16 protein-coding genes are annotated in these 16,721 nt (G+C 58.8%); 3 read left to right on the top strand and 13 right to left on the bottom strand.

The annotated features are described in order from the left end of the window. Positions 1-2 precede the first annotated feature (2 nt). Positions 3-308, bottom strand: a complete 306-nt coding sequence (locus J7447_RS29670; protein WP_075284031.1) for a hypothetical protein — start codon at positions 306-308, stop codon at positions 3-5. A gap of 13 nt (positions 309-321) precedes the next feature. Then, complete coding sequence (locus tag J7447_RS29665) at positions 322-708, bottom strand: mercuric transporter MerT family protein (RefSeq protein WP_075284030.1); 387 nt, start codon at positions 706-708, stop codon at positions 322-324. A gap of 75 nt (positions 709-783) precedes the next feature. On the opposite strand from J7447_RS29665, the gene J7447_RS29660 reads away from it, so the two are divergent. Beyond that, positions 784-1,200 carry a helix-turn-helix domain-containing protein gene (locus J7447_RS29660; protein ID WP_075284029.1) on the top strand — a complete coding sequence of 139 codons (417 nt, stop codon included), beginning with the start codon at positions 784-786 and terminating at the stop codon, positions 1,198-1,200. Between the two features lie 82 nt (positions 1,201-1,282). On the opposite strand, the gene J7447_RS29655 is transcribed toward J7447_RS29660, so the two are convergent. From J7447_RS29655 to J7447_RS29630, 6 genes are all read right to left on the bottom strand, one after another. After that, positions 1,283-2,266, bottom strand: coding sequence for a TolC family protein (locus J7447_RS29655; RefSeq protein ID WP_209171691.1), 984 nt, complete (start codon positions 2,264-2,266; stop codon positions 1,283-1,285). Then, positions 2,263-2,502: a hypothetical protein gene (locus J7447_RS29650; RefSeq protein ID WP_209171690.1), complete on the bottom strand. Its 240-nt coding sequence runs from the start codon at positions 2,500-2,502 to the stop codon at positions 2,263-2,265. The genes J7447_RS29655 and J7447_RS29650 overlap by 4 nt, the downstream gene beginning before the upstream one ends. A 67-nt stretch (positions 2,503-2,569) precedes the next feature. Further along, complete coding sequence (locus J7447_RS29645) at positions 2,570-2,944, bottom strand: hypothetical protein (protein WP_209171689.1); 375 nt, start codon at positions 2,942-2,944, stop codon at positions 2,570-2,572. A gap of 329 nt (positions 2,945-3,273) precedes the next feature. Further along, positions 3,274-3,717 carry a hypothetical protein gene (locus tag J7447_RS29640; RefSeq protein ID WP_286189701.1) on the bottom strand — a complete coding sequence of 148 codons (444 nt, stop codon included), beginning with the start codon at positions 3,715-3,717 and terminating at the stop codon, positions 3,274-3,276. Between the two features lie 163 nt (positions 3,718-3,880). Further along, entirely contained in the window at positions 3,881-4,927 is a 1,047-nt protein-coding gene (locus J7447_RS29635; RefSeq protein ID WP_209171688.1) for a nucleotidyl transferase AbiEii/AbiGii toxin family protein, read from the bottom strand. Further along, positions 4,924-5,592 carry a DUF6088 family protein gene (locus J7447_RS29630; protein WP_209171687.1) on the bottom strand — a complete coding sequence of 223 codons (669 nt, stop codon included), beginning with the start codon at positions 5,590-5,592 and terminating at the stop codon, positions 4,924-4,926. The genes J7447_RS29635 and J7447_RS29630 overlap by 4 nt, the downstream gene beginning before the upstream one ends. 154 nt (positions 5,593-5,746) lie before the next feature. On the opposite strand from J7447_RS29630, the gene J7447_RS29625 reads away from it, so the two are divergent. Together J7447_RS29625 and J7447_RS29620 are read left to right on the top strand one after the other, a co-directional pair. Then, complete coding sequence (locus tag J7447_RS29625; protein WP_209171701.1) at positions 5,747-7,018, top strand: DNA repair exonuclease; 1,272 nt, start codon at positions 5,747-5,749, stop codon at positions 7,016-7,018. Next, on the top strand, positions 7,018-10,500 hold the full coding sequence (locus J7447_RS29620) for an AAA family ATPase (protein ID WP_209171686.1): 3,483 nt from the start codon (positions 7,018-7,020) through the stop codon (positions 10,498-10,500). The genes J7447_RS29625 and J7447_RS29620 overlap by 1 nt, the downstream gene beginning before the upstream one ends. 150 nt (positions 10,501-10,650) lie before the next feature. On the opposite strand, the gene J7447_RS29615 is transcribed toward J7447_RS29620, so the two are convergent. The 5 genes from J7447_RS29615 to J7447_RS29595 all read right to left on the bottom strand — a co-directional run bounded on the left by J7447_RS29615 (position 10,651) and on the right by J7447_RS29595 (position 16,448). After that, positions 10,651-12,339, bottom strand: a complete 1,689-nt coding sequence (locus J7447_RS29615; RefSeq protein ID WP_286189700.1) for a DUF262 domain-containing protein — start codon at positions 12,337-12,339, stop codon at positions 10,651-10,653. 176 nt (positions 12,340-12,515) lie between these two features. Next, on the bottom strand, positions 12,516-12,869 hold the full coding sequence (locus tag J7447_RS29610; RefSeq protein WP_119396898.1) for an XRE family transcriptional regulator: 354 nt from the start codon (positions 12,867-12,869) through the stop codon (positions 12,516-12,518). Then, on the bottom strand, positions 12,866-13,228 hold the full coding sequence (locus J7447_RS29605) for a type II toxin-antitoxin system RelE/ParE family toxin (protein WP_119396899.1): 363 nt from the start codon (positions 13,226-13,228) through the stop codon (positions 12,866-12,868). Before J7447_RS29605 ends, J7447_RS29610 begins: the two co-directional genes overlap by 4 nt. A 65-nt stretch (positions 13,229-13,293) precedes the next feature. Beyond that, on the bottom strand, positions 13,294-13,803 hold the full coding sequence (locus J7447_RS29600; protein ID WP_209171703.1) for a hypothetical protein: 510 nt from the start codon (positions 13,801-13,803) through the stop codon (positions 13,294-13,296). Continuing rightward, entirely contained in the window at positions 13,800-16,448 is a 2,649-nt protein-coding gene (locus J7447_RS29595; RefSeq protein WP_209171685.1) for an AAA family ATPase, read from the bottom strand. Before J7447_RS29595 ends, J7447_RS29600 begins: the two co-directional genes overlap by 4 nt. Between the last annotated feature and the right edge of the window lie 273 nt (positions 16,449-16,721).

The following is a 16,721-nucleotide window of genomic DNA, read 5'->3' as shown; positions in this document are numbered from 1 at the left end:
CTTCAGGAGTTCGAACCATCGTCCAGCAAAACCGCCGTGTACCCATATGTGGCGGGTTGTGCGACGATCTCCTCCATATCCGTCACAGCGTCGTCGAAAGTGATCGTGTAGACACCGGAGCGGCCATCCTCGTGCTCTTGGAAATTCAGGATCTCGACGCTCTCGGATTTTTGCAACGCCTCGCCAACGATGTAAGAACAGGACGGGCACCAAAGGCCTGTGACCTCAATCCGCGCTTTTCGCTCTTCTGCATGGGTTGCCCCAGTCGCCAGGAGCAAAACGGCAAGTGTCATAAATGTCTGTTTCATGGAGAATCCTTTCTCAGTAACCGAGTAGTGGCGGAGCGAAGTATGGGAAAGCCAAGGAGAGCACGACAATGAAAGTTGCACCCCACAGTGCTCTTTTCATGAACCGCTTTTGCAGAGGCCGTTCGCAGCTTCCATCATTACAGGCCTGCGGCGTCGGCCTGTACACTTTCCAGAACCCGTAACAGAGTGTGCCTCCGGCAAACGCGAAGAAGACCCATTTGTACTGGTAGAGCGCTCCGAGCTGACCAATCCATGCGCCTGTGGCCCCGAGGCTGAAAAGCACCAGCGGCAGAATGCAGCAGGAGGTCATTGCAAGAGCGCCAAGTATGCCGCCAGCGGTGGCGGCTCTCGCACCCAGATCTCTCTCCCCTTTGGTCCCGGGATGTATTTCTGACGTCATTCTGACACCCTCAATTGATCCATCTAAGGTGAAGGCGTACTGTCTGTAGCCACTACAGATGCAAGGAGTTTTCCTATGTCCGGGATCACGAACGCGCGAGGCTATCTGATTGGGGCAATGTCCAGCGAAACCGGCGTGAATATCGAGACGATCCGTTACTATGAACGCATCGAACTGATGCCGAAGCCTGACCGGACTGCCGGAGGCAACCGGCAATACACCCACGACCACCTTCAACGATTGTCATTTATCAAGCGGAGCCGGGAACTTGGGTTCAGCATCGACGAGATCCGCGCGATGCTGAAAATGGTCGACCAGAAAGGCATCAGTTGCGGTGAGGTGCATGCCATGACAATGGAACACCTGAGCTCTGTAAGGGAAAAGATTCAGCACCTGAAGAAGCTTGAAAAGGCTCTTACTAATATGGCGTCTGAATGCGCGAAGGGAGATGTCCCGAACTGTCCGATTATCCAGACGCTCTTTGAAGCGTAGTAACTATTGGGTGATTGACTGTCCCGGCAAGTTGCTCGCCCTGGGGGCCGTTCCGGCTGTTTACACCTGCCAAACGCAGTGCTCAAATATGCCTGTGCGAATTTCTCCTTAAATGAAGACTGTTGTTGTGGCAGGTCGCGATTATCAGACTGGTCGAATCGAAAGTTCGGTGTTCGTTCCAGCTAAGCGCAGGATTTATTGCAAATCTTGTTCTGGCCCCTTTCAGCTTGCCGGGTAGTTGCGGCAGCGCGTCAGGCACATAGTAATCAACCTCTGAGCCCCAGAGACCCATAAGCCGTGTCAGCTCTTCCTTGGCGAGCTGTGCATTGAGGCGCGCTTCGGCCAACTGGCCGGTAAGCTCGGCGTAGAAGGCATGCTCGCGCGACTGGCCTGCTTTCGGTAGCGCGCCGGTCTCCCCGAGCCTCTGGGCGAGTTCGGAGGCCGCATCGGCAGCGATCTGGCCCTTCTGCAGGTAAGTGACCGTCTCGAATGCGGAGACCGCGCGTATCCAAGCCTTGCGCGTATCGGCGGCGAGCCGCAGCGTATCGTCAACCGCTTTCAACTGTGTCTGCTCGAAGCGAGTCCTGGCGATATCGACGCGTTTTTCGCGCGTCATCGCCTCCAGCAGATTGGTGGTGACCATGCTTTCGAGCGCCCGGAACAGGATCACTTCAGGCGCGCCGATGCCAAATATGCCGATCGACACTCTCGGGTTTTCCGGCAGCATCCGCTGCCAGACATCGGCCGCATCAATGCCGATCGCCGCGTAAGAGGCCTGCAGGCCCTTGTTGTTCAACAATGCGACCTGCACGGCGGTGTCGGCGCTGATCGTGCGCTTGTGCACCATGGCATGGACTTCTGAGGCAAGCTGGCGGGTCTGTTCCTGGGTGTGCGCCCAGGCGGTGCGTTTGCCGGTCGCGTACGCTGTTTTTGCGGAGACATTCTGGAACCCGGCAGACGCATCCTCATAGGGTGCGGTCTGCTTGGCAAGCTCCCCAGTCGATACGCATCCCGCAAGCAACAACGGAGCGAGCGTCGCCAGAACCTTCATACGGACGGCACTCATGATCCCGCACCTGAATTGGGTGCTTGGCTTTGATTCAAGAGCTGCCACGGCTTCGGATCGACGGGCACGCGGTGCATGTAGTCGGTAACGATGGGGACTGCGCGCGGATGACGGATCGCAACAACAGGACTCGCTGGAGCCGTCAGTGCCGAGGTGTCCGGCAACGGAGTTGGCTGCGTGTTCTGGCACGCGGCCAATGCCAGCGGCAGCACCACCGGCAACATATATCTGAACATGGGAATAATTCCGGAAGACCGATTGATACGTGAGCGGGCGCAAACCCGCAGTGTCGGAAAATCGGAATCAGGCTTCGGGCGGTCTGTGGATCAACTCAGGCTGGATGCCATCGGATTCGCTCGCTGACCACAGCTTAGCGTTTGCCAGCCGCAGACTTATGCTCTCGACGGAAGTGAATGATGAAACATCAAATGCGACGCAGGACGTAACGCAGCAGTCCGACGCGTTTTCGGAGTCAGCCATGATATGATCGTCGTTCAGGCAGTGCGCGGATTGATCGCTGATTGCGTCATGTACGTGCGAATCAGACGGACTGTGCACATGTGTTTGCGCAACCGCGGCCGCCGCCATTGCCATATTACCATAATGCCCTGCGTGCGTGCTGAACACAGCGGACAACATCATACCGGCAATCAAAATCAACCTGGCAACGATTTGCACGTGATGGCCTCAGAGGGGCGAAGTCTCAGCACATACTATGCGCTTGTACTTCAGTAAAATAATAAATTCGCGACAGGATGCCCGCCGCAGCGGTTTGCCTCGATATGCGTCACGGCAGCAACACGGCGAAGCTTACAAATCAGGTGCGCGAGAACGCTGCAAACTCCACTCACCGCGACACTCGACCTCTTGGGTAACGATAACTGCGAATTATCAGGGCCTCAAAAGCGCGTAGCAATCGCCAGCGCTCAGTGGGGTCAGGCCTGTTAATAGCCCGTGTGTTCTGGCTACTGACCAAAGATTGTATTTAATCTTTGGTCAGTAGCTGCCTATCGTGCCGTCAACAAACGGCAGGCCAGTTCCCGGTCACCCCAACGTGTCGAAAAGGTATCGGAGACTTCGAACCAGCTTCCGTCGTTGCCGGCACCGTGGTTAGCGCCCATGCATGAACATTGGCACTCATGACCGAGCGCTTCCTGGCATGCTCTCGCGCAGATCTCCTGCTCGCGGTAGGGCTGAATGATGTAGATCTTGCCATATCTGACCAGCGCTCGATCGACGAGGTCATTGAACCAGGATTTCGGCAACTCCCAGTATGCTTCTGTGCCGCCGATCCATTCGGGAGCAGTTCGCCGCCCGTTCTGAAGCCAGTGCCGATTGTCGTCGGCGAATGGTAGTCGCACGCGAATGCGCTCGCCTCGCCCCGTACGGCGCAGCACAACAGGTATTTGCTTCTGCTTCCAGACGTAGGAGAGGGTGAGCTGATCCATCATCTGCCTCAGCTTGTCTCAGAACGCAGGACACGGGACTAATTCTAGCGCTCCGGGTTGCCAACGCCCGATGGTTCCGCCTGTCCTGCTCCCAATGGACGTATCACCAGAATATCAACGCAGCTCTCACCTCTGTATTCTGGCGCTTTACGTCCTTGTTCTCGCATCAGGTTGCGGCCTTGTTCAATTGATGTTCGATCGCTGCTGCGGATGCAAGCACGTCCTCAAATTCAGGCGCCGTTCCGAAGATCATTGCGGTCGTGTTGGCGTAGTCTTCTTTGAGCGCCGCCACCATGCCGTCGACAGGCTCAATGGCGAATGTACCCGGCATGGCCGAGGCGAGGTCCATGTCAGGTCGGTTGAAGAACATCCGCGCATGTCGGACGCAATCTGCACCGAGATCAAGATCTCCGAGGGCAGCCAGGCCCACGTCTGAGTTTAGGAGGCAATGAAGATCGTAATAGTGCCGCGACACGCGTTGACCTTCTTGGCGAAGGACGCCACGCCGCTCATACCAGCGGCGCAAGCCATGCGCGATGACAACCTTGTCCCAGAAGGTCCGTGTTGCCTCGACAGTGGTTACGTCAGCTACTGCCAAATCCAATGATGACGCCTCGTCGGCGATGTAAGGGCGGATCGTGACGGGCCGATTAGGATCAAGGGCTGACTTTGCGCCGGATTCGATTCGAACGGCTGGGCGCACATATGCGCCGTCGCGCGGCTCAACCTCTGGATACCAGACGAGAAGTGTCTGTCCGTCGGGATCGGCCTCGTCGATCTCGATGCGCCCTAAACCGCCGGTTAGGTCGGCTAGTTGCTCGGCAAGAAGTTCTCGAAGCGGGCCGGTGATATACGCGCGGCACGCGTCCCGGATCGCATCCAGTCTGGCACGGCGTTTCTTGTTCGAGAGGGCTTCGAGTTCTTCGACCGACGCCGGTTCGTGGAGATCATCGCGGAAAACGGTGATGTCGATATCCTCGGAGAACCGTTGAATAAGGCCGTAAGCTTTCGATAACGATGTGCCGCCTTTGAAGAGGAGGCGCGGCGCTCCGGCAGTTCGCTCATGATAGAGCGCGTTCAGGGTCCAGCACACCCAGAAGTCCTTCTCGATATTACCCACTGGCGCTCCGAGACGGTTAGCGGTTGCCAGGAATAGATCGAGCCGGTCCCGTTCGGGGGTCTCGACGACCTGCTTGTAGGCGGTCGTGCTCATTGCTCGGCCTCGTTGGTATCGACGGGAGTGACAAGGTCGCGCAGGAATTCTTGCATCCAGATCGGCAGGGCTGAAAGGCCGGCGCGAAGGTCGTCACGGATCGCCTTTCCGTGTTTCGGATCGGCGAACAAGCGACGCAGCACATCCCCTACCCGGTCTCGCTCATCGTCTTGGGCCAGCATGTCCTGCATCCAGTACAGGGCCTGGACGACACGCATGGCCGGTCGGTCGGCCCAGTAGAGCCGGCTCGGTGCGGCGAACTTGAAATAAATCTCCTGCTTGCCGAGTTTGATCGGCTTCAGCCGTGCATCAACCAGCACTTCGATGCGCGCCGGGACGGCCGTGGTAAGTCCCAGATCGTTTGCGGCTGTCATGCCGTCGACAACGACCCGCGCCTGGTCGCGACGGGTGACAGCACGGATTACGGCCCGATAGTCCGGAACGGTGGGCCGTCCCGTCAGAGAGTTTTTACGCGGCCGATCATAGAGACCGCGATCAATGCGGCGGAGCTCGCCGGCGGCGGCGAGCCGCTGCAGGGTTTTGTCTACGGCGGCACGCCCGCCGAGATCGGCGAAATCGGCAGGCGTCCAGACCTCGTCGGGCTGAGACGCAACCCGAGCAAGCAGTTTGGAGCGCAGATCTGTATCTTGAGTTGGATCCATCATGTCCGAAATATGCTACATTTTTCGGACATCAACAAGAGAGTCCGAAGAATGTCACATTTTTCGGACTCTCCTCGACCGCTAAGCACTGACCGATTCGCCGTGAATTGCATAATTGCGTTTTACTTTCATCGCTCAGGTAATGGACAATGCACCTATGGCATTCCGATTCATCCATACCGCTGACCTTCATCTCGATTCCCCGCTACGTTCGCTTGCACTCCGCAATGGTGACCTCGCCGAGCTAATCGGTGACGCCACACGGCAGGCTTTGGTGACGATCGTCGACTTGTGTATCGATGAACAGGTCGATGCGCTGATTATCGCCGGCGATCTCTATGACGGCGACCAGACATCGATGAAGACTGCCCGGTTTCTGGCCAGCCAGTTGCAGCGGCTCAACGAAGCCGGCATAGCGACCTTCATCATCCGAGGAAATCACGACGCCCTTTCGCGCATTACGCAGGAGCTGATCCTGCCGCCATCGGTCACCGTTTTCGGCGGGCGGGCTCATTGCGTCGACATCACCAAGGACGGGCTCGCACTTTCCATTCACGGCCTGAGTTTCGCCAAGCCTCAGGCTCCGGAAAGCCTTCTTGAGAAGTATCACCGCCCTACCCCGGATGCTGTCAATATCGGGATCATGCATACGAGCCTGGCGGGCGCTCCTGGGCACGATCTTTACGCGCCCTGCAAGCTATCCGACCTCCAGGGCTGGGGATTCGATTATTGGGCACTTGGACACGTCCATGTCCGGACCGAATACGCCGGCGATCGCGTAGTGGTCATGCCAGGAATGCCTCAGGGACGGGACATCAATGAAGCCGGGGAAAAGACAGTCACCCTCGTTACGGTCAATGACGATCACAGCCTCAGGATCGAAGAACGCACGACAAGCACCGCCCAGTTCGAACGCGTCCCGGTCGACATGTCCTCGGCGGAGACCTGGCGAGAGGCAGCCGATCTGATTGAGGCAGAGATTACTGGAGCACGCGAACAAACACGATCTCAGCACCTTGTGGCCCGTCTTCGATTAACAGGCGCGACCCCGTTGTCGTGGCGGCTACGACGCGATCGCGATTTGCTGCTGGCTGAAACCGAGCAGCGCGCGGAGAACTTGGGCAACGTCTGGGTCGAGAAGATCGATCTGGCGACAACGGCGCCGGTCAGCAAACCGATTGGAAGCGCGACCGCCGATCCAGTCCTTGAACTCGGCGAGTTGATGCGAGGCGACATCATTCAACAGCATGGCGTTCGACAAATCGTGCACGACCTCGTCAAGGAACTGCGCGATGACCTGCCGCCGGATGCGCGCGGGTTCAGCGGCAACAACGAAGACGAGTTCGAGGCGCTCGTCGACCAACTGCTGTCCGAAGGAAGCGAGGACATACTGGCTCGGCTCAAAGCCAACGCTCTGGAGGTCGACTGATGCGCCTGCGCCGGCTCGATCTTACCCGCTACGGCAAGTTCACGGATTATTCGATCGACTTCGGGGAGCATGAAAGCGATACACCGGATTTGCATATCGTCTACGGCCTGAACGAAGCCGGCAAATCGACGGCGCTTTCCGCCTATCTCGATCTCCTGTTCGGCGTCGAGGAACGCACGCGCTACAGCTTTCTTCATCAAGGTAAAGCCATGGAGATCGGCGCCTGTCTGGAGTTCGAAGGATCGGCCCACGAGTTCAGGCGCGTCAAGCAGCGCAGCAATTCCCTCCTGGATACGAACGGGCAGCCGGTCAACGAGGCGGTTCTGAGTGTCCCGCTCGCCGGTCTGACACGTGACGCCTATCGCATGATGTTTTCGCTCGACGACCAGACACTCGAGGATGGAGGCAACGCGATCCTTGAGAGCAAGGGCGATCTGGGCGAACTGCTATTCTCGGCAAGTGCAGGCCTGGCTGGCGTCAATTCCATTCTCGAAACCGCCGCGGCCGAGGCCGACGGCATTTTTCGGAAGCGCGCGAGTTCGACCGCAATTGCAGGTCTGAAGCGGCAGATTGCGGAGCTGAAATCAAAGCGCGACGAAATCGATGTGCAGGCCTCCTCTTACAAGGCGCTGACGGCAGCGCTTGAGCAAGCCCAGACTGCCTATGACGCCGCCATGAAGGAGATCGCGGCGGCCAAGGTGCGTCATGAGGAGATAATCCGTACTCTGCGCGCCTACCCTTTGGCGACCGAATACCTTCAGGGGCAGGAGAAGCTGTCGGAATACAAGGACATGCCAAACCCTCCGGAGGAATGGGCGACCGCTCTTCCCGAGCTCATCGTCGAGGAGACGCGGCTTCAAACACAGACTATCGGCCTCAAACAGCGTGAGCAGAAGCTTCGTGACGAACTCGCGGGGTTGATCGTCGAGGACCGTCTGCTCGCGGTGGCAGATGATCTCGATCGGCTTGGAGACGCCGCCGCACGCTACACGACGGCTGCAGACGATCTGCCGAAAAGGAACGACGCGCTGGCTGAATGCACCCGCAAGATCGATCTTATTCTCGTGACCTTGGGACAATCCAATGTCGACGACCCCAAGACACTTCTTGTTCCAGCCTCCACGATCGGAGCGCTTCGTGATCTGATCACCCAAAAAACCGGCATCGATGTCGCGCACCAATCAGCCGAAAAGGAAGAAGCGTCCGCCCGGCAGGCTCTGGAAGATGAGCAGCGCGCTCGCCAGGCGCTTGACGGACAAGGCGTCGCGGTCGACGCGGGCAAGATCGCGCAGCTTCAATCCGTACTGAAACGCCTGCGCGACGGAAATCTGTCTGCCGAACTTCGCCTTGCGGAGCGAGCCCTTCCCGAGAAGAGACGCGCCCTTGAAGATGCTATCCACAGCCTCCATCCCTGGACTGGTGAGGGGACGGAACTACGCAAGATCTCGCCGCCCGAACCCGATCAACTGGCCGCCTGGAAACTGATTTTTGACGGGATCGAGAAGAGACGCGCACAGATCGGCGAGCGGAAGCGGGAGCTCTCAACTAAGTGCAATGAGGACACCGCCAGGATCTCTTCCCTGCGCGAAGCATCGGCAATCAAGGATGACGAGGAGGCGAAAGCTGCCCTGGTTCAACGTGACGAAGCGTGGGCACACCACTTGTCCAGCTTGGATCGAGAAACGGCCGATCGTTTCGAAAGGGAAATGCGATCGGCCGATGCGATCCTCGATATACGACTAAACGGTCTCAAAGAGCTCGAGGAGTTGCGGTCCCTGTCGGCGGCGTTGTCGGTCGCAAAGGCACACCTCGAGCAGCAAGATCAATTGCTGCAAGAGACCGACAGTGGACTGGAAGCCTTGCGCCGCGAAATCCGGTCCGAGACGCCAACCGAGATCGAACTGCCTGCGGACAAACCCACGCATGCCTGGCTAAAAACAGTCAGCAGCTGGGCCGAGGCCCGCACCTCGGCACTGGTTGCACATGATGACCTCCGTCGATCTCTGAGCGACATTGACGAAGCGAAGTCAGTGATAGAAACGGAAAAGGGTCTTCTCTCTGAATCCTTGATCACGCTTGGGATCGATGTCGAGGGACTGGATTTGGCTGCATTGATGCAGGCAGCTGACAACATTCTCACGGAACACGCTACCACCCGAACCAGACGCGTCGAAGCAGACAAACGCCTCGCGGAGCTTCAAGCCGCAGCGTCTCGGCGAAAAGCGGCATTGGACGAAGCCGTAGCCGCATTCGAAGACTGGCAGCGTGCTTGGGGGAGCATCCTCTCCAACACCTGGTTTTCCGATCGTCAAGGCAGTGTCGGCGCGATACGAGAACTCCTTGACGCGATGACCGGTCTCCCCGAGGCGTTGCGCGAGCAGGAAGGCCTGAGTCATCGCATCGCGTCGATGGAATCCGATCAGGCAGCCTTCGCTGATACAGTCGAGCGGCTGCATACGGCGCTCGGAGAAGCGTACGATGGCAACAATCCGCTCGCCGCAGCCAAGGAATTAATCCGACGGCACGAAGAAGCCAGGCAGACAGACGCGAAACGACAGGAACGAAACCAGGCCCTTGTCGATCTCGAACTCGAGCATGAGCATCTGGATGGAGAGATCGCGGTGCATGACTCCCGCAAGGGGGAGATGTGTGAATTCTTCCAGGTCAACGAGCTCGCCGATGTCCGACAGGCGTTGGAGCGCTGCAAGAAAAGGGACGAGTTGATCACGGAACTCGGCAAACTCTCTCGGCAGATTCTCGGGGAGACGCAGAGGCAATTCATCGAAGAGGCGGTATCCGACCTCCGCGATATCAATCTCGGCGAACTGCAGGCAGAACAAGCTGAACTCGATGCGCGCCTTGCCGACCTCGACGGACGCGCAAAGGATCTCTTCGCTGACAGGGCTCGCGCAACTGACGCATTGGACGCGATCGGGGGCGATGACGCTGTCGCCCGCCTCGAAGCGAGCCGCCGCACATTACTTCTGGAAATCGAGGATCTGGCGTTGCGATATCTACGCCTGAAGACTGGAAGCCTGGTTGCTGAATACGGTATCCGCGCATATCGGGAGAAGCACCGTAGTGCGATGATGAACCGGGCATCCGAAGCCTTCCGGTTGATTACGCGTGATGAATACTCCGGACTTGCCACACGGCCGGACAAGGATCGTGAGGCGTTGATCGGACTGTCGCGGCAAGGAGGTTCCAAACTCGCGGTCGAAATGTCAAAGGGCACACAGTTTCAGCTGTATCTGGCGCTTCGATTGGCCGGATACGAGGAATTCGCGGCAGCAAGGCCTTCTGTACCGTTCGTCGCTGATGATATTATGGAAACGTTCGACGAACCGCGATCGGAGGAAGTCTTTCGGCTGTTCGGGCAGATGGCTCAGGTCGGTCAGGTGATCTATCTGACGCACCATAGGCACTTGTGCGAGATTGCCGCACAGGCCGTGCCACAAACGAAAATTCATGAGATCGCCTAATTGCTTGACCGCTTCCCGTCTGCCGGGGCCGCAGGCCGCCTGTCCGGTTGTGGCCGAATCTGAAAGGCGGCTGGGGCCCCGGATCGAGCTGCGGTTGGTGAGAACCCGCGTTATTCACTGCGTATCGAATATGGGCATTGTCCCGAATATCTACTCGAAGGCGGCCATTTCTTCCTCGAAGTCATCGTCACGAGGGACCTGCCCCATAGTATCGACCTCGCGCTCGATCACGCGGCTGCGCAGCTCGGCGCTGACTGCCTCGGCCCGCTTGCGCAGGAAGGAATCATAGTCGTCGTTCCATACCCCGAAGGTATCGAGATCGGAAATCAGGTGGCTGGCGGCGGCGCCGGCAAGCGAGCCGTTCTCTGCCTTGAACTCGGCCATGTAGTCGGAAGGTGCGCGCGCCCTGATCTTGCGCTTGTTGAGATAGTCGTCGACGATTGTGATGTTCAGGACATTGTTGATGCGGGCTTCTTCGACGCCCTTTTTCCCGAGATAGGCGCGCGGAAAAAAGTGGTGGTAGTTCTTGCTGTTCGACTGCTTGAGCCAGTTGTTCTGAATGTTCACCAGAGCATTGTCGTTGAAGGATTTCGGCCCCTGATAGGCGTAGAGGCACAATATGGCCTTGACGAAACTGCGGCCTGCGTTGAACCAGCCGTTGTCGGACAGGAACTCGGGCGAGACGTTGACGGCCCAGTCATAGTCCGGCGACTTGCCCTCAAGGATGAGGTCGATCCGCTTCATGTCCTGGGCGAGCTTGCTTTCGACCGAAGACGAGTACCGGCCACCGAGCGAACAGCGCCAGAAGAAATCTTCGAGCAGCGGCTTCTGCACCGCGTCCGGCTTGTCCGGATGATGGTAGAAGAAATAGCCGAACGGCACGAGTATGGTGTTGTAGGGGAGCAGGTGCGAGACCGGTATGCGGTATGTGCCGCGGATATACTCGACGGCGCGCTCGAACCCGTCGATTGCCTTGTCCCACGTCTTGATGAAGTCGGCCTTGCCGAGTTTGAGGATCGTCTGCTTTTTGCAGTCGCTCGCCAGGATGAGCGAAATGAGCTGAAGGATGGTGGCGTCTGAAATGGTTTCGTAGTTCAGCGGCTCCAGCGTCGATATGAGCGTGTCGAACTTTTCCGAAAGGTCGAACTTCTGCTTTTCGTCATAGGTCTTGGCGACCATGATCTCGAATAGCGTCAGCGGTTTCCCGCCGACATTGATCCTCGTGAATATCTCGGTCGCCACGTCGATCGGCACGTCACGCACCTTGATGATCGAATAATCATACGACTGTATGCGCTGCTTATATTCGTCGAGTTTGGCGTGATATTCCTCGGGATAGGCGGTCAGCTTCTTGAGCCCGCCATAGAGCAAATCTGAGAGCTTGATGCATTTGGCCGGGTCTTTTCCGGTTAGATCCGTTGTGACGATCTGGCCGTCCGGTTTGGCGTCGAGATCGACATAGACTTCCGAGAAATCTTCCGTCTTGCCGTTGAGCCGTTCGACCTTCAGCCCCTTGAGGGTTGCGAACAGGCTGGTCAGGCGCTGCTGGCCGTCGAGGACGAACGAAACCGCCTTGCCGTCTTTCGGGTCGGGGAGTTTGATGTTCCCGAGATTGCGGATGCTCCGCAATCGTTCCTGTGTTTCCCAGAATATGAACGTGCCGATCGGGTACGCCTTGATGATACTGTCGATCAGCGCGGCCGATTTCTGGATCGTCCAGACGAAGTCCCTCTGGAACTGGGGAATCTTGATTTCGCCCGTTTCGATGTCACTGAGTAGGTTGGTGTAGCGGGAGTGGGTCGGCGTCGGTAGCGCCAGCAATACGCTTTCTTGTTCCATGATCCCCCCTTTTGGCGAAGAACTTTAAAAATATCGGCAAGGCGATCAATGTCCGGTCGGATCGCTCAGGCAAGAAATTGTCCGGCTCGGCTATACTGCACGGCCTGACCTTGGCCGCCGAGAATAAACGGGCCGGACGGGCGACAAAGCGGGGGATGGTTAGGGGCGTCCATTTCTCAGACGGCAGGGCTTTCGGCCTTTTCATCGGCGGCCTGCCCGAGATTGGAAAGACGCACTTGTCCTGCCGGAAACTCGGCGATGAGTTGCAGGTGGCCGCCGAGCGCTTCGATCGTCTCGCGCAGCGTGCTGATCTTCATGTCCGAACGCTGCTCAAGCTGTGCCACCGCGCCCTGCGACTTGCCGAGCAGCGCCGCCAGCTCCTGCTGTGATACTCGAAGCGCCTTGCGCAGCTCGGCAATCTCCGCCTCCTGGATTTCGGCCAGCATGGCGGTGGTGCGATCTTCGGCCTTGAGGCGCCTTTCGGCGCTCCAGCCTTTGGTCAGTTCCTTGAATGGCCTGTGTCCTGTCATTTTATCAGGCCCTCCTTTCTCAGCTCTTCGAGATGGGTGTCGTACAGTCTGTCGGCGAGCGGGACGAATGTCTCATAGAAGCGGTCGTCTCCGGTCTTGTCGCCGCCGATCAGCAGGATCGCCGACCGGCGCGGGTCGAAAGCGTAGAACACGCGCAGCGGTTTCCCGCCGCTCTGGATGCGCAGCTCGCGCATATGGTCGTGCCTTGAGCCCTCGATCCCCGAAGAGTGCGGGAAGGGAAGCGAGGGGCCGCGCGCCTCCAGCAATCCGACCACGGCGGCCGTGTCGTCCTGCTGGCCTTCGTTCAGCCCGTTCCACCATTCTCCGAACTCGTCGGTATATTCGACATTCCAGCCCATCAAATTATAATACTAACCTAATAATATAAGATCAACCTAATAATGTCAAGAAATCCGTGTGCGGCTCACGGGGCGGAGCCGTGGGCGTCATAGAATTCCAGCGCCTTCATCAAGGCAGCGTTGGCTGTTGTGAAATTGCCAAGCTGGCCCTTCAGCTCGTAAGCCCATTTCATACCGTGCAGATAATTGTTGCGGTAGCGGAAGACGATAATCAGCACGGCGGCAGCGATGTCGGCAGGGGCATCGGTTTCGCCCCTAAGCACGCGCTCCACAAGTTCCTGCCTGTCGCCGTTGCGGAAATGCAGATGGCCGAAATGATAGGTGAACCCGCCGTTCTCGACATAACGGTTCTGAAAATATGCGAGCGCCTGCGCAAAGCTGTCATTGGCAAGCCCGCCCTGATTGCCCCAGTGTGCCGTGAGATCGACAATGGCCTTCGCGTTTCCGTTGGTTTTGAGAGCGCCGGACTCGAACAGGCTCCAGAGCAGGGAGAACTGCATGATCGCCTCGCGCTCTTCGCCCGAAAGATTGGCAAAGCCCGGTGCCTTTTTCTCAAGCCATGCGATCGCGTTCATTGCAGGTACTCGATCTTGGCCTGACGCGCCTTGATGTCCGCAACCCAATCCTTGAGCGCGGTGATCTCCTGCTGGACGGCGTCGGGCTTCGGCAACGGGGAATTTAGGGCGTCCGCCGAGCTGTGCAGCAGTACCGAACACCGGCCATAGGCCTTTCTCATCGATGCGCAGTCTTCGATGGTAAGCGCGGTCAGCTTGGCCAGCCCCTTGGTTTCGACCTTGTTGGAAAGACGTTTGAGGACAGGCCCGACTGCTTCTTCTACCGCGCGCTCCCAGGTCGATCGAAGCCGCTTTTGAAGCGCATCGACCGCCCTTTCCCAGCCTTCATGGTCGCCCCTTTCATACAGGACTTTCTGGTTATCGAGCTGCTTCTGCATACCCTCGATGACCTTCTCGATCGGCTGGGCGCGGGCAGGCGGATCGGGCTGGATAAATCCCGCATGGTCGTCCGTGCGCGTGACGGAACGGAACGCGATATGCGTGCCTTTCTCGCGGCACTCCTGATCCAGAAGGAACAGGAACGCGATGTCGTGCGTCAGCACGATGATCTGCCGGTGTTCGCCTTCGGCCGCAAGCCGTTTAGCTACGGCCTCCCGGTGCATATGGTCGAGCGAGGAAACGGGATCATCGAAAACGATGGCCGAACGGCTCTCGGTCGTCGCCAGCTCCGCCATAAAAGCGGCGAGCGCCACGCAGCGGTGTTCGCCCTCACTGAGGACTTCGCCGACTTTGGCTTCGGGTTTGCGGATCAGGCTGACGCGGAAATGCGGAACGCCATAGCTCGATTTCTCCTTGCGAAGTTCGATGGCAAGGCCGGCAACGCCGAGCTTGTCGATCTCGCGGGCGAACTCGGCCCGCAGCGTGTTGGTCACGAGCTGTTCGGCAATCTCGCCGCTCTTGGTCGTGATCTTGTTGGTCGCAGTGTCCTTTGCGCGGGCCTTAAGCGTGGCGATCTTCTTCCGGCGCCCGATCTCTGCGATCACGTCTTCCTGCACCGCGGCCAGCCATTCCCGGTCGGACAGCGCTTGAAGCTCGGCCGTCAGTTTGGCGCGCTCGCCGGATTCGTCTTCTGCCCGCAGGGCGGAGATCCGTTCGGAGAGCGCAATGTCATGGGCGGCGACCGACTCGCCCGGCCATGCCTCCTGGGCAGGAAGCGGCGCGGCCTCGTCTTCCGCGTGATGACGCAGGATCGCGCGCAGCCTCCATTTGGCGCTGACAAGCGCGCGCCTGACGGCAGCGGCCAGACCGGCATCGTTCAGCTCGTCCCGGATGAAGGCGGCGGCGGCGGTGATTTCGCGGGCCGCGATGTCTGCGCCGAAGACGGCGCTCAGGCACTCCTCGTAGGCGTCCTTCGCCAGCTCTTCCTTGCGTCTGGTCTCGTCCTTCACGAACTTTTCGAACCGCGTCATGCGGTCCGCAGCCTCGGCGTCCAGTTCCTGCTGGCAAAGGACGCAACGCGCCGCGTCCGAAACGACCGGAAAGGCGAGTTCTGGATAGGCCTTCTGTGTCGAGTAATCGCGAGCGGCCTCCCAAAGGGCGCGCCACACTTCGGAACCTACGTCCGGTAGCGGCTCGGCTGCGAAGAGGTCGCCCGCCGCGGCGATCGCCGCGCGGCGTGCCGCCTGATACTCTCTGTAGAGGCCGGACAGGCGTGCGGCCTCATCATCGGTGCCGGCGCTTTGAAGTGTCGCAAACGCCTTTCCGGTTTCGGCGAGCTTGTCGCGTTGCCCCTCGATCCTGCGCGCTGCCTTCAGCGGGTCGTTGCCAAGGTCGGCCTTCAGAGTTTCAAGCCGTGCTTTTTCCTTGTCGTTCAGCGTCGCGAGATCGCGAACGTCCTGCTCTTTGGTGTTCCCGTTCAGCCCTGCAATCAGTTTCGCCGTGGCCGTTCCCTCATGGGTCTTGGGCTGCTTGACCGCTTCCGGCGTTTGCTGTTCCAGCGCTGTGATGTCGGCACCAATCCGCTTCTTGACTTCCTGACAGGCCTCGGCAAGCCGTTCTAGCACGCGCATCGGAAAGGGCGTGTAGGCGACATCGTTGACTTCATCGACATGCACATTCGCGGTGCGGCTATCAAAGACGCTCACCGAAGAAAGCAGAGGGTCTGCCGGATTGTCGCCAGACCAGTTCTCGCTCTTGTTCTGGCCGTTGGCGACGAAGTCGATGACGGCCTTCGGCGTGCCAGGCCTGGCCGCGTAGATGTTCGGCAGGATGCGGTCGCCCTTCGGCGGCGTGCGCGCGCGGCACACTTTCTTCAAGATGCGGGCATAACCGGACTTGCCTGCGCCGTTGTCGCCATAGACCACGGTGAGACCGGCCTTGTCGAAGCTCAACCGTTCCCCGGCTTTCAGGGCGTTGACATTCTCGACATCGTGAACGTCGCGCAATGTGACAGCCGCGCTCGCTGCCTGCGGATCGGGAATGTGCGCGGCCGCCAGCGGAACGGCGCCCTCACCCGCGCTTTTGCAGAGTGTCGTCAATTCCTTGAAATCGGCCTCTTCCAGCGCGTTCTTGGTGCAAAGGCGGCGTAGGGCGTCACGCTGCCATTCCGGGCATTCCGCCGACCACGCGAGAATATCGGCGAGGGCTTCAGCCTCGCTGCTCGTTTCCTCGACCTCCTCCTGTGCCTGCTCTGCCGCTTCGGCCATTTCTAATTCTCGCTCTCGAATATGGTGTGTTGGTGCGGCGCAAAACGGCGGCCTTCGGGCCGCCTTGCCGCGCTTTTCACGCTGCGGGGCCGGCCCGGCAAAATGGGCGGAACCCGCACTCGATATAATATAATATGAAGCTAATAATAGCCGATCCTGCGCGGGAATCAACGATGGATGTCCCGCAAGGGCAGGCACGGCCGTAACGCTTGGAAATCTGCGGCCCACGACTCAAATTTGACATTGTCAGCACTTTTGCGATAGTATTCTGAC

The sequence above is a fragment of the Labrenzia sp. R5_0 genome (genome assembly GCF_017743835.1).
GTDB lineage: Bacteria > Pseudomonadota > Alphaproteobacteria > Rhizobiales > Stappiaceae > Roseibium > Roseibium algicola.
This window is presented reverse-complemented; position numbering and strand designations above follow the sequence as displayed.

Bases quoted from the DNA above. Each gene is read 5' to 3' on its own strand.
- J7447_RS29670 (WP_075284031.1), bottom strand. From the start codon at position 308: ATGAAACAGACATTTATGACACTTGCCGTTTTGCTCCTGGCGACTGGG.
- J7447_RS29665 (WP_075284030.1), bottom strand. From the start codon at position 708: ATGACGTCAGAAATACATCCCGGGACCAAAGGGGAGAGAGATCTGGGT.
- J7447_RS29660 (WP_075284029.1), top strand. From the start codon at position 784: ATGTCCGGGATCACGAACGCGCGAGGCTATCTGATTGGGGCAATGTCC.
- J7447_RS29655 (WP_209171691.1), bottom strand. From the start codon at position 2,266: ATGAGTGCCGTCCGTATGAAGGTTCTGGCGACGCTCGCTCCGTTGTTG.
- J7447_RS29650 (WP_209171690.1), bottom strand. From the start codon at position 2,502: ATGTTCAGATATATGTTGCCGGTGGTGCTGCCGCTGGCATTGGCCGCG.
- J7447_RS29640 (WP_286189701.1), bottom strand. From the start codon at position 3,717: ATGATGGATCAGCTCACCCTCTCCTACGTCTGGAAGCAGAAGCAAATA.
- J7447_RS29635 (WP_209171688.1), bottom strand. From the start codon at position 4,927: ATGAGCACGACCGCCTACAAGCAGGTCGTCGAGACCCCCGAACGGGAC.
- J7447_RS29630 (WP_209171687.1), bottom strand. From the start codon at position 5,592: ATGATGGATCCAACTCAAGATACAGATCTGCGCTCCAAACTGCTTGCT.
- J7447_RS29625 (WP_209171701.1), top strand. From the start codon at position 5,747: ATGGCATTCCGATTCATCCATACCGCTGACCTTCATCTCGATTCCCCG.
- J7447_RS29620 (WP_209171686.1), top strand. From the start codon at position 7,018: ATGCGCCTGCGCCGGCTCGATCTTACCCGCTACGGCAAGTTCACGGAT.
- J7447_RS29615 (WP_286189700.1), bottom strand. From the start codon at position 12,339: ATGGAACAAGAAAGCGTATTGCTGGCGCTACCGACGCCGACCCACTCC.
- J7447_RS29610 (WP_119396898.1), bottom strand. From the start codon at position 12,869: ATGACAGGACACAGGCCATTCAAGGAACTGACCAAAGGCTGGAGCGCC.
- J7447_RS29605 (WP_119396899.1), bottom strand. From the start codon at position 13,228: ATGGGCTGGAATGTCGAATATACCGACGAGTTCGGAGAATGGTGGAAC.
- J7447_RS29600 (WP_209171703.1), bottom strand. From the start codon at position 13,803: ATGAACGCGATCGCATGGCTTGAGAAAAAGGCACCGGGCTTTGCCAAT.
- J7447_RS29595 (WP_209171685.1), bottom strand. From the start codon at position 16,448: ATGGCCGAAGCGGCAGAGCAGGCACAGGAGGAGGTCGAGGAAACGAGC.